Source organism: Janibacter melonis (genome assembly GCF_020567375.1).
Lineage (GTDB): Bacteria > Actinomycetota > Actinomycetes > Actinomycetales > Dermatophilaceae > Marihabitans > Marihabitans melonis.
This window is the reverse complement of record NZ_JAJBZM010000002.1, coordinates 889739-901926: the sequence shown is the minus strand read 5'-3', so window position 1 is coordinate 901926 and position 12188 is coordinate 889739. Positions and strand designations below refer to the sequence as shown.

The 12188-nt window shown below is 72.5% G+C and carries 11 protein-coding genes; 9 read left to right on the top strand and 2 right to left on the bottom strand.

What is annotated here, in order from left to right; genetic code table 11:
* Positions 1 to 102: 102 nt before the first annotated feature.
* Both LIV55_RS10500 and LIV55_RS10495 read right to left on the bottom strand, forming a co-directional pair.
* Positions 103 to 1242 carry an XdhC family protein gene (locus tag LIV55_RS10500; protein WP_229300147.1) on the bottom strand — a complete coding sequence of 380 codons (1140 nt, stop codon included), beginning with the start codon at positions 1240 to 1242 and terminating at the stop codon, positions 103 to 105.
* Positions 1243 to 1300: 58 nt separating this feature from the next.
* A complete protein-coding gene (locus tag LIV55_RS10495; protein ID WP_229300146.1) occupies positions 1301 to 2098 on the bottom strand; it encodes a maleate cis-trans isomerase family protein in 798 nt (265 codons plus the stop codon).
* A gap of 273 nt (positions 2099 to 2371) precedes the next feature.
* Between LIV55_RS10495 and LIV55_RS10490 the strand changes: the two genes are divergently transcribed.
* From LIV55_RS10490 to LIV55_RS10450, 9 genes are all read left to right on the top strand, one after another.
* Positions 2372 to 3403 (top strand): 2,5-dihydroxypyridine 5,6-dioxygenase NicX family protein, encoded by a 1032-nt coding sequence (locus LIV55_RS10490; RefSeq protein ID WP_123092745.1) that lies wholly within the window; start codon positions 2372 to 2374, stop codon positions 3401 to 3403.
* Between the two features lie 78 nt (positions 3404 to 3481).
* On the top strand, positions 3482 to 4741 hold the full coding sequence (locus tag LIV55_RS10485; RefSeq protein ID WP_224766942.1) for an FAD-dependent monooxygenase: 1260 nt from the start codon (positions 3482 to 3484) through the stop codon (positions 4739 to 4741).
* A 48-nt stretch (positions 4742 to 4789) separates the two neighbouring features.
* On the top strand, positions 4790 to 6190 hold the full coding sequence (locus LIV55_RS10480; protein ID WP_229300145.1) for an MFS transporter: 1401 nt from the start codon (positions 4790 to 4792) through the stop codon (positions 6188 to 6190).
* Between the two features lie 70 nt (positions 6191 to 6260).
* Positions 6261 to 7094 carry an FAD binding domain-containing protein gene (locus LIV55_RS10475; RefSeq protein ID WP_229300144.1) on the top strand — a complete coding sequence of 278 codons (834 nt, stop codon included), beginning with the start codon at positions 6261 to 6263 and terminating at the stop codon, positions 7092 to 7094.
* Complete coding sequence (locus LIV55_RS10470) at positions 7091 to 9505, top strand: xanthine dehydrogenase family protein molybdopterin-binding subunit (RefSeq protein WP_229300143.1); 2415 nt, start codon at positions 7091 to 7093, stop codon at positions 9503 to 9505. The genes LIV55_RS10475 and LIV55_RS10470 overlap by 4 nt, the downstream gene beginning before the upstream one ends.
* Positions 9502 to 10011, top strand: a complete 510-nt coding sequence (locus LIV55_RS10465) for a (2Fe-2S)-binding protein (RefSeq protein WP_123092651.1) — start codon at positions 9502 to 9504, stop codon at positions 10009 to 10011. The genes LIV55_RS10470 and LIV55_RS10465 overlap by 4 nt, the downstream gene beginning before the upstream one ends.
* A complete protein-coding gene (locus LIV55_RS10460) occupies positions 10008 to 10658 on the top strand; it encodes an SRPBCC family protein (RefSeq protein ID WP_123092652.1) in 651 nt (216 codons plus the stop codon). Before LIV55_RS10465 ends, LIV55_RS10460 begins: the two co-directional genes overlap by 4 nt.
* 2 nt (positions 10659 to 10660) lie before the next feature.
* Positions 10661 to 11335 (top strand): isochorismatase family protein, encoded by a 675-nt coding sequence (locus LIV55_RS10455; protein ID WP_229300142.1) that lies wholly within the window; start codon positions 10661 to 10663, stop codon positions 11333 to 11335.
* The gene (locus LIV55_RS10450; protein WP_229300141.1) at positions 11332 to 12186 is read left to right on the top strand and encodes an alpha/beta fold hydrolase; all 855 of its coding nucleotides are present in this window, start codon (positions 11332 to 11334) and stop codon (positions 12184 to 12186) included. Before LIV55_RS10455 ends, LIV55_RS10450 begins: the two co-directional genes overlap by 4 nt.
* The last annotated feature ends 2 nt before the right edge of the window (positions 12187 to 12188 follow it).

The window sequence follows — 12188 nt, the reverse complement described above, 5'->3', positions numbered from 1 at the left end:
CGGCCGAGCCCCCCTGGGCGCGCTTTTTCACATCGGGGGGTGAGCCGCCCCCTTGTGCCAGGTGGCCCATGCCCCCGGCGGGGCGGGTCTGGGCGAAGGGGGTCAGGCGTGGGGGTGGTGGATCGGGCCGTCGCGGTGGGAGAGCCGGGTGCCCGCACCGCCCCACTGGAGGGCGATGATCTCCGCCGCGATCGAGACCGCGGTCTCCTCCGGGGTCCGCGCCCCGAGGTCGAGGCCGATCGGCGAGCTGAGCCGCGCGAGCTCGGCCTCGGTGACCCCGGCGGCTCGCAGCTGGGCCTCGCGCTCCTCGTGCGTGCGCCGCGATCCCATCGCCCCGACGAAGGCGACGTCCAGCCGCAGGGCCACCTCAAGCAGCGGGATGTCGAACTTCGGGTCGTGCGTGAGCACCGTGAGCGCGGTGCGCCGGTCGATCCGCCCGGCCTCGGCCTCCTCGCGCAGGTACTGGTGAGGCCAGCGCACGACGACCTCGTCGGCGCCGGGCAGCCGGGCGGCGGTGGCGAAGGTGGGCCGCGCGTCGCACACCGTCACGTGGTAGCCGAGCAGACGCCCCTGGCGCACCATCGCCGAGGCGAAGTCGATCGCCCCGAAGACGACGAGCCGGGGCCGGGGCGCGAAGACCTCGACGAAGACCCGCATCCCCTCGCCGCGCCGCTCCCCCGACGTGCCGTAGGTGAGCAGCTCCGGGGTGCCCTGCGCGAGCAGGCCCCGCGCGTCGTCGGTCACGGCGTCGAGCCCGCGGCGACCGCCCGGGAAGCCCGCGGCGTCGACCTCCTCGCGCTCGTCCGACCCCGGGTGCACGACGACACGTCGCCCGACGAAGGCGGCGTCGGTGTGCTCGACGACGGTCGCCACGGCGACCGGGCGACCGGAGCGGATGTCCTGCGCGATCGCGCCGAGCTCGGGGAAGAGGTCGCGCGAGACGGGCTGCACGAAGAGCTCGAGCGTGCCGCCGCAGGTGAGACCCACCTCGAGCGCGTCGCCGTCGCTCACGCCGTAGCGGACGAGCTGCGGGATGCCGGCGGTCGCGACCTCCTGGGCGAGCTCGTAGACCGCGCCCTCGACGCAGCCGCCGGAGACCGAGCCCACGGCGCGGCCCTCGTCGACGAGCATCGCCGCGCCGGGCTGCCGCGGCGCAGAGCGCCAGGTCTCGACGAGGGTGGCCAGACCGACGGTGCGGCCGGCTCGCCAGCTCTCGACGAGGTCGGCGAGGACGTCACGCACGGCGGGCTCCCTTCGTCACGGCCTCGGCGGTCCTCGCAGGCTAGCCCGAGCTGCCGGCTCAGTAGCGACCGCTGAGCAGGCTCCCGGCATCGGGCGACTCGGTGGGCAGGCCGAGGTCGGTGAGGATCGACCACGCGGTCGCCGTCGCGGCGGAGATGACGGGCTTGCCGTAGGCGTCCTCGACGGCCTGGATCGCCGGCAGCGAGGGCATCTGCACGCAGGCCGAGAGCACGAGCGCGTCGGCGTCCTCGAGGGCCTGGGCGTCGAGCCGCTTCCAGTGCTCGGTGAGGTCGGCGGGGTCGAGGCGGGCGACCTCGAGGTTGTCGGAGACCTCGAGCGAGAGGGTGTCGAGGACCTCGAAGCCCGCGTCGACGACGTAGTCGGCGACGAGCTGGGTCAGCGGCTTCATGTACGGCGTCACCATGACGACCTTGCGCGCGCCGAGCGCGGTGAGCGCGCGCAGGAGGGCGCCCGCGCTGCTGATGACGGGGGCGCTCACCCCTTCGCTGTCGAGGGCGGCGCGCATCTGGTCCTCGGCGGTGCAGTGGTAGCCCGCACCCTGCGCCATGATCGCGACGAGGCAGGCCGAGGCGACGACGTCGGGACGCGCGTCGGCGAGCTCGAGCGAGGCGCGCTCGGTCTGCGCGTTCATCTTCACGAGCTCCTCGGGCGTCACGTGCTTCATCCGCATGCGGCTCGAGTGGAAGACGAAGTGGTCCTGGGGGTGCACGAGCTCGCGTCGCCCGAAGATCTGCGGCAGCTCGGTCTCCATCGTCAGGTTCGAGCTCGGCACGATCATCCCGATGTGGCGGGTCGTGGCGGAGGTCGTCGGCAGGGGCTGAGCGGCAGTGGTCATAAAACATTCGTACACGCACTAGTTGCCGTTGACAAGGCCCTCTCGGCCACCGGTCGGCTGCACCTGGCGGACGGCCGACGTATCCGTCGAGATCCCCTGTCGCGCACCGGATTTCCGCCATGTTTCCGCGAGGTTTCGGGGGTGGAGGGAGACCCCCGGCCCGCGACAGCCGCCCGTCGAGAAGTTCCGCCGAAGGTCTTGACGGTCCCAACTAGTGCGTATAGAAACGACCTCCATATCCACCCAGCGCCGAGTGAGAAAGAGATGCAGACGATGACCCAGCTGACCTCCGCAGACCTCGTCCAGGCCTTCACCGACGAGCTGCGCCTGTGCAAGCTCGAGCCGGGCGAGCACGTCGTCGTGCTCTCCGAGCCGTCGAGCCGCCAGGACTACGTCGCCGCGTCCTTCGCCGCCGCGAAGGCGTGCGGCGCCCACGTCATCGCGGCCACCGTGCCCGGCGGCAACCCCGACCCGGTGCCGAGCACCCACACCGGCGCAGGTCCAGGTCTCAGCTCGGTCCTGCAGGACACTGTCGCGCAGCAGCTGCTCAAGCAGGCCGACCTCGTCCTCGACCTCACCCGCGAGGGCTTCATCCACGCGCCGATCCAGGACGAGATCCTCCAGGGCGGCACCCGGATCCTCTTCGTGTGCGACGCCCCGGACGTGCTCGTGCGCAACATGCCCACCGCCGCCGACAAGCCGCGCGTGCTCTCCGGGCAGCAGCTCGTGCACGACTCGAGCACGATGCGCGTGACGAGCGCGGCCGGCACCGACCTCACCGTCGACCTGACGAACGTGCGCTGCGACTACCAGGTCGGCTTCACCGACGACCCGGGCCGGTGGGACCACTGGCCGAGCACGATGGTCCTGTGCTGGCCGGAGATCTCCGACGGCCAGATCGTCATCGCGCCGGGCGACATCCTCCTGCCCTTCAAGGAGTACGTCCGCGAGCCGGTCACCCTCACCGTCTCCGGCGGTCACATCGAGCGGGTGAGCGGCGGTGCCGACGCGAACATGCTCGAGACCTACTTCGCCGACTCCGACGACAAGTGGGCGCGCTACCTCTCCCACATGGGCTGGGGCCTGATGAAGACCGCCGACTGGTTCGCCCAGGCGATGTACGCCAAGCACGAGGTCATGGGCATGGAGGCCCGCGCCTTCGCCGGCAACTTCCTGTGGTCCACGGGTCCCCACCCCGTCCTGCACCGCGACTCCTACGCCCACCTCGACATCGCCATGCGGGGCTGCACCGTGACGCTCGACGACACGACCGTCGTCGCCGACGGCACCCTCGTCGAGTCCTGACCCGCCACCCCCCCCACCGGCCCCGCCGGTCCCCCCGTCGAGAATTCTCCCCACCCCACCAGGAGGCACCACGTGTCCATGAGCCAATCTCTCGAGGTCGTCGTCGTCGGCGGCGGTCTCGGCGGGCTCACCGCCGCCCTCGCCATGCGCCAGCAGGGCCTGAGGGTCACCGTCCTCGAGCGCGCCGATGCGCTCGGCGAGGTCGGCGCCGGCATCCAGACCGCCCCCAACGCCGCCCGGGTGCTCATGGGTCTGGGGCTGCTGCCCGAGCTCGAGCGCATCAAGACCGAGCCGCAGGACCAGGTCCGCCGGCGCTGGAAGGACGGCAGCGTCATCGGCCTGACCGCCCTCGGGTCCTACGTCAAGGACACGTACAACGCGCCGTACTGGCACTACCACCGCGCCGACCTGCACCAGGTCATCCACGAGGCCTGCGTCGACCCGCAGGGTCACGGCCCCGTCGTCGAGGTCATCACGAGCGCCGAGGTGCGTGAGGTCGACCAGAGCGACCCGGCCCGACCGGTCGTCGTCACCGCCGACGGACGCCGGGTCGCCGGCGACGTCGTCGTCGGCGCCGACGGGATCCGCTCGGCCGTGCGCGACGCGATCGGCGGCGAGGACACCCTCGTCTTCTCCGGCGAGATGGCCTACCGGGTGCTCGTCCCCGGCGACGCGATCCGCGAGGACCCCGCGACCCGCTGGCTCGTCGACCGCTTCCAGAGCACCATCTGGTACGGCCCGGACCGTCACCTCGTGCACTACATGATCCGCGGCGGCGAGATGCTCAACATCGTCGCCATCGTCCCCGCCGACGACGGCATCGCGCAGAGCTGGTCGCGCCCCGCGACGACCGACGAGCTGCTCGAGCAGTACCAGGACTGGGACGACCGGGTCGCCGCGATGCTCTCGAAGGCCGAGCACTGCAGCGCCTGGGCGATGTACCACCGCCGCCGCGACCCGCTGTGGGTCGACGGCCAGGTCGCCCTGCTCGGCGACGCGTGCCACGCGATGCTGCCCTACCAGGCGCAGGGCGCCTCGCAGGCGATGGAGGACGCCGCCGTCCTCGCCGAGGAGCTCGGCGCGGTCTCGCGCGCCGACATCCCCTCCGCCCTGGCCCGCTACGTCTCGCGACGCTCGAAGCACGCCGGGATGGTCCAGGACGCGTCGCTGCGCAACAAGGACTTCTACCACCTGCCCGACGGTCCCGAGCAGGAGGAGCGCGACGCGAAGCTCGCGGCCTTCAACGGCGAGTCGGACGTCTCGTACCACTGGCTGTGGAGCGGCAGCCCGCTCAACAACGCCGACATGGAGTCCTACCACTACCAGTTCCGCCGCTGAGCCACCCGGCTCGACGTCACCCGTGCCACACGACCAACGGAGATTCGCATGCGTACTGGCGATCAGATCGTCCAAGACCTCCCCTGGAGGTGGAACGTCCAGGGGAAGATCTTCCTCATCGGCGGCCTCGGCTACCTCTTCGACGCCTGGGACATCGCGCTCAACGGCTTCCTGACCCCGCTCGTCGGCCTCGAGTTCGACCTCTCCCCCGGTGAGCGCGGGTACGTCGCGACGGCCAACCTCATCGGCATGGCCGTCGGGGCCATCACGTGGGGCAGCATCGCCGACCGCCTCGGGCGCAAGCGGGCCTTCAGCATCACGCTGATGATCTTCGCGCTCTTCTCGGTGCTCGGCGCCTTCTCGCCGACGTACAGCGTCTTCCTGCTCTTCCGCTTCCTCGCCGGCTTCGGTCTCGGCGGGTGCATCCCCGTCGACTACGCGATCGTCGGCGAGTTCTCGCCGAGGGCCGTGCGCGGCAAGGTCCTCACCGCCCTCGACCTCTTCTGGCCGATCGGCGCGACCTTCGCCGGCCTGTCCGCGTGGGCCCTGCTGAACGTCGAGCACAACTGGCGGGTCATGCTCGGCATCATGGTGCTACCCGCCCTGCTCACCTTCTGGGTGCGCCGCGGGATCCCCGAGTCACCGATCTACCTCGCGAAGGTCGGCCGCGAGGCCGAGGCCCGAGAGATCATCGACCGGCTCGTCGTCGAGACCGGGGCCACCCCCGAGCCCTACGAGATCAAGCCGCCGGTCGTCCAGGCGAAGGTCAACGGCGTCGTCGCCGCGTCGCGCCAGCTGCGCACCATCTGGGGCCAGCTGCCGATGATCACCTTCATGGCGTGGCTGCTCTTCGTGAGCATCATGGTCGTCTACTACGCCGCCCTCAGCTGGCTGCCCACGCTGCTGCGCGACGCCGGGGCGACCTTCACCGTCGCCTTCCTCGGGTCGACGATCATGAGCGCCATCGGCATCTTCGGCTGCGCGCTGTCCGCGGTCCTCGTCGACATCACCGGCCGCAAGTGGCTCCTCGGCGTCAGCGCGTCGCTCGGCTCGGTCGCCCTCGTCGGCATCGGCTACACGATCGACATGCCGGGCACCGCGCTCATCGCCATCGGCATCTTCGGCTTCGTCATCCAGGTGGCGATCCCGGTGCTCTACGCCTACATCGCCGAGATCTACCCCACCGAGGTCCGCGCGAGCGGCTTCGCCTGGGCGTCGTCGATGAGCCGCGTCGCGACCGGCCTCGCGCCGATCGTCTTCAGCGCCTGGGCCTTCCCGACGCTGGGCCTGGTCAACACCTTCCTCATCCTCATGGGTGCCGTCTTCGTGGCCGTCGCGGTCATGGCGAAGTTCGGTCCTGAGACCAAGGGGATGGAGCTCGACGCCGTCGTCGAGGATGTCGAGGCCGCCCCGGCCCCGGCCCCGGCCCGCGCCGGCGCGCTCGACTGATCCCGCTGCCGCGCCGCGCCCCCACCGGGGCGCGGTGCGGCAGCCCCGTCCTCCCCTCAGGAGCTGCCCCGTGAAGCCCGCACCCGTGAGCTACCACCGCGCGTCGAGCGTGCGTGACGCCGTCGCGCTGCTGACGAGCCTCGGCGAGGAGGCCAAGGTCATCGCCGGCGGCCAGTCGCTCGTGCCGATGATGAGCTTCCGCCTCGCCCGCCCCGAGCACCTCGTCGACATCACCCGCATCCCCGGGCTCGACACCCTCGAGGTCGTCGGCGACGAGCTGCACATCGGTGCGCTCGTCACCCACCAGGCGGTCCTCGAGAGCGACGTCGTGCGCGGCAGCCGTGGTCACCGTGTCGTCGCGACGACGATGCGCCACGTCGGCCACCTGCCGATCCGCACCCGCGGCACCGTCGGGGGCAGCATCGCCCATGCCGACGGCTCGGCCGAGTGGCCCCTCCTCGCCGTCCTGCTCGGCGCCCGCGTCGTCGTCGAGGGCTCCTCCGGCGAGCGCGAGATCCCCGCCGCCGAGCTCTTCTACGGCCTCTACACGACCTCGATCGAGCCCGACGAGATCGTCGTGCGCGTGATCTTCCCCGCGGCGACGGGGGAGACCGGCTTCGCCGAGCACGGCCTGCGGCACGGCGACTTCGCCCTCGCCTCGGCCGGCGTCGTCCTCCCGTCGTCCCCCGACGCGACGGACGCCCGCGTCGTCGTCAGCGGGGCCGCCCCCGCCCCGACCCGGATCCCGCACGCCGAGGCGGCCCTCGCGGCCGACGCCGACGAGGACCGGCTGCGCCGGGCCGTCACCCAGGACCTCGACGACCTCGAGGTCGACGACGACTACCAGCGCGACCTCGTGACCGGCATGGTCACGCGGGCCGTGCAGGAGGCACGCCAGTCATGAGCACCGAGCACCAGCACGACGCGCCGCGCGACGGCGCCCACGGCCGTGGCCCGGCGATGACCCGCGACGGTGCCTTCATCGGCGCCTCCGTCCGCCGCCGCGAGGACCCCCGGCTGCTCACGGGCGCGGGCCGCTTCGTCGACGACATCGACCTCACCGGCCAGCTGCACGCCCAGTTCGTGCGCAGCCGCGTCGCCTTCGGCCGCATCCTCGACGTCGACCTCGAGGCCACCCGCGCGGTGCCCGGGGTGGTCGCCGCCTTCGCCGCCGACGACCTCGTCATGGCGCCGATCACCGCCCTGCTGGACCGGCCGATCGAGCAGTTCCGCCCCACCGAGATGCCGGTCCTCGCCCACGACACCGTGCGCTTCATCGGCGAGCCGGTCGCGATCGTCGTCGCGAAGACCCCGTACGCGGCCGAGGACGGCGTCGAGGCCGCCCGGGTCGAGTACGAGACCTACGACGCGATCGTCGCCGCCGACGCGGCGATGGCTCCCGGCGCCCGCCGCCTGCACGACGGCGCGCCGGACAACGTCCTCGTCGACGTCTCCCTCTTCGACACCCCCGGGGTCGACGACGCCTTCGCCCGGGCCGCCGAGGTCGTCGAGATCTCCATCGACACCGGCCGCCAGAACGCCCTGCCGATGGAGACCCGCGCCGCCCTCGCCCAGTGGGACGAGCGCGAGTCGCAGCTCGTCCTGCACACCCCCACCCAGGTGCCGCACCTCGTGCGCACCGCCACCGCGGCCAGCCTCGGGCTGCCCGAGCGCCAGGTGCGCGTCGTCGTGCCCGACATGGGCGGCGGCTTCGGCATCAAGTGCGTCGTCGGCCGCGAGGAGATGGTCGTCGCCGCGGCCGCCCGCCGGCTGCGTCGCCCGGTGAAGTGGGTCGAGGACCGCAAGGACGCGCTCACCGCCTCCTTCCTCGCCCGCGAGCAGCACTACACGGCGCGCGCCGCCTTCGCGCAGGACGGCGAGTTCCTCGCCCTCGACGTCGAGGTCGTCTGCGACATGGGCGCCTACTCCTGCTACCCCTTCACCGCCGGCATCGAGCCGCTCATGGCCTCCGGCGAGATGCCCGGGGTCTACCGGCTCGGGGCCTACCGCGTGCACGGCCTCGCCGTCGCGACGAACAAGGCGCCGACCGCTCCCTACCGCGGCGTCTCGCGCCCGCAGTACGTCATGCTCCTCGAGCAGATCATGGACCGGGCGGGCCAGCAGCTCGGTCTGGACCCCCTCGACGTGCGCCGGCGCAACCTCATCACCGACTTCCCGTACACCTCGATCAACTCCATCACCTACGACCCGGGCTCCTACCTCGAGTCGCTCGACCTGTGCGAGCAGATGGTGCGCGAGGAGGGCTGGTTCGAGCGGCAGGCCCAGGCCCGCGAGGAGGGGCGCTACGTCGGCATCGGCTTCTCGTGCTTCAGCGAGCGCACGGGGTACGGCTCCTCCGCCTTCGCCGCGCGCAAGATGCTCGTCGTGCCGGGCTTCGACATCTCCGACATCCGGATGGACCTCGACGGCACGATCACCGTGACGAGCGGCACGATGAACCACGGGCAGAGCCACGAGACGACGATGGCCCAGATCGTCGCGGACACGCTCAAGGTCGACGTCGAGCGGGTCAAGCTCCACCAGGGCGACACCGACCGGATCACCTACGGCTTCGGCACCTTCGCCTCGCGCTCGGCGGTCATCGGCGGCAGCGCGGTGCAGCTCGCGTCGCGCGCCCTCGGCGAGGACCTCGTCGAGATCGCGGCTCACCTGCTCGAGACGAACGTCGACAACCTCGAGCTGCGCGACGGCGCGGTCCGCCGCCGCGACGAGCCCGAGGAGGGCGTCACCTACGAGGAGATCGCCGACGTCGCCTACCTCCAGGCGCACCGCCTGCCGAAGGGGGTCAGCCCCGGCTTGCACGCGACCGCGTCCTTCGACGTGACGAACGACGGCACCTTCTCCAACGCCACGCAGGCGGCGGTCGTCGAGCTCGACCCGGTGAGCGGCGCGGTGCGCATCCTGCGCTACTTCTGCGTCGAGGACTGCGGCGTCGCGATCAACCCGCAGGTCGTCGAGGGCCAGGCCCGCGGTGGCATCGCCCAGGGCATCGCCGGCGCGCTCTACGAGGAGATCACCTACGACGCGAACGGCGAGCCGTCGTGCGCGAGCTTCATGGACTACTGCGTCCCGACGGCGATGGAGACCCCCGACATCCGCATCGCCCACCTCGAGACCCCGTGCATCTACAACGAGACCGGCGCGAAGGGGGCGGGCGAGGGCGGCACCATCGGCGCCCCGGCCGCGGTCCTCGGCGCGGTCAACGACGCCCTTCGTCCCACCGGCGCCCTGCTGGGCCGGACCCCGATCACGCCGCGTGCGGTGCACGCGGCCATCACAGGAGGTACCCGATGAGCGACCGACATCTCATCGAGCTGACCGTCAACGGCGAGGAGCACGAGCTGCTCGTCGAGGCCCGCGAGACACTCGTCGACGTCATCCGGCACCGCGTGGGCGCCACCGGCACGCACGTCGCGTGCGAGCACGGCATCTGCGGCGCGTGCACGGTCCTCGTCGACGGCGAGCCGACCCGCTCGTGCCTCGTCCTCGGCGTCATGGCCGACGGCAGCGAGATCCGCACCGTCGAGTCGCTCGCGCAGGAGAGCGGGCTGAGCGACCTGCAGCAGGCCTTCACCGCGTGCCACTCGCTGCAGTGCGGCTTCTGCACCCCGGGGATGCTCATGCTCGCCGAGGGCGGCATCCCCCACCTGGAGAGCAGCGAGCGCGAGGAGGTCCGCGAGCTCGTCTCGGCGAACCTGTGCCGCTGCACCGGCTACGAGACCATCGTCGACGCGGTCGAGCAGGTCGCCCGGCAGCGCCGGGGCGACGAGCCGGCCGTCACCGAAGGAGCGCACGCATGAAGATCGACAACGAGGCGCTCGTCGCCGCGGGTCCCCAGGAGGTCTTCGACCTCATCAACGACGTCGAGCGGGTGGCCTCGTGCCTGCCCGGGGCCGAGCTGCTCGGACGTGAGGGCGAGGACGCCTACCGCGGCCGGGTCGGCCTGCGGGTCGGGCCGATCGGCGCGTCCTTCGAGGGGGTGCTGCGCTTCGTCGAGGTCGACGAGGCGGCCCGCACCATGCACCTCGTCGGGCGCGGCTCGGACGTCAAGGGCAACGGCGACGCCGAGGCCGACGTGCGCCTCGCGGTCGTCGAGCACCCCGAGGGGTCACTGCTGACGATCACCACCGACCTGAACATCCGGGGCAAGTTCGTCCAGTTCGGCAAGGGCGCGATCGCCTCGGTGAGCAACAAGATCCTCGGCCAGTTCGCGACGAACATGGCCGCCCTGCTCGAGCAGGGCGACGCCCCGGCGGCTGCGGTGGCACCCGCCGGCGCGAGCGCCGCGGCGCCCGCGACGGCGGGGGCTCCCCCTTCGCCTGCCGCGCACCGCCCGATGGCGGTCGGTGACGACGCGGCCCGCCGCCGTCTCGTCCTCGCCGCGACCTTCGTCGCGGGGTGCGTCGAGGGCTGGATCCTCACCCGAGCCTTCGGACGGAGGGGATGAGCATGGGCGAGCAGGACGTCCACGACGCGTCGACCCTCGCGACGTACGACCGCGCCGGCTGGGGCGGCAGCGTCGTGCGGGGCCCGCGCCCCGCGCTCGTCGTCATCGACCTCACGCGCGGCTTCACCGAGCCCGGCTTCGACGCCGGCGCCGACCTCACCGACGTCGTCGCCGCCACGCAGCGGCTCGTCGACGTCGCCCACCGCCAGGGCCACCCCGTCATCTGGACCCGGATCGTCTACAGCCCGGCCGAGGTGCGCCCCGGCGCGATCGCCTGGCTGACGAAGGCGGCCGGCATGCGCGCGATGCTCGAGGGCAGCGAGGCCGTCGACATCGACCCGCGCCTGAGCGTCGACCCCGAGCGCGACGTCGTCGTCGACAAGAAGGGCGCCTCGGGCTTCCACGGCACGACGCTCGCCGCGCTGCTGCGCTCGGCGGGCTGCGACACCGTCGTCCTCACGGGCGCGACGACGAGCGGGTGCGTGCGCGCCTCCGCCGTCGACGCCGTCCAGGACGGCTTCTCGGTCCTCGTCCCGCGGCAGGCCGTCGGCGACCGCGCCCAGGGCCCGCACGACGCCAGCCTCTTCGACATCCAGGCCAAGTACGGCGACGTCGTCGACCTCGACGACGCCCTGGACTACCTCTCCGGCACGCCCGGGCAAGGAGCACCCGCATGACCCGCACCGTCACCCTCACCGCCCTCGCCGACCTCCCCGGGACCGGCGCGACCAGCCGCTGGGTGGAGGGCGAGGTGGGCCTGCACGTCCTGGACTACCCGGGCCCGGCCGGCTCCACGCTCGCGCCCGTCGTCCTCGTGCCGGGCATCTCGATGCCCGCGATCGGCATGGACCTCGTCGCCCGCGACCTGTGCGCGACCCGGCGCGTCCTCGTCACCGACGTGCGCGGCCGCGGGCTGTCGCAGTCCGGCGGCGGCTACACGATGACCGACTACGCGCAGGACCTCGAAGGGGTGGTCGAGACCCTCGTGCCCGGCGAGGGCGCCGTGCTCGTCGGCCACTCGATGGGCGCCCGCATCGTCACCCTCGTCGCGGCCCGCGGCAGGGTCGCCCACGGCGGCGTCGTCGCCGTCGACCCGCCCCTGTCCGGCCCCGGACGCGCCCCGTACCCGACGACCCGCGCCGCCTTCATGGGCCAGGTCGAGCAGGCCCTGCGCGGCACCGACGCCGACGAGGTCGCGGCGTCGTGGCCGAGCTGGCCGCGCCGCGAGCAGGAGATCCGGGCGCGCTGGCTGGGCTCCTGCGACCCGGAGGCCATCGGCGCGACGCACGACGGCTTCGAGAGCGAGGACTTCTTCTCGTGGTGGCCGCAGGTGCCCGCACCGGTCGCCTTCGTCCGCGGCGCCGACAGCCCGGTCGTGCCCGAGGAGGCCATGGCCGAGGTCGAGGCGGCGAACCCGCACGCGTCCGTGCACGTCGTCCCGCAGGCCGGTCACATGGTCTTCTGGGACAATGCGCAGGGGGCCGACCAGGTCCTGTCGGAGGCGCTCGACGCCGTCGACGGCGCGTGACG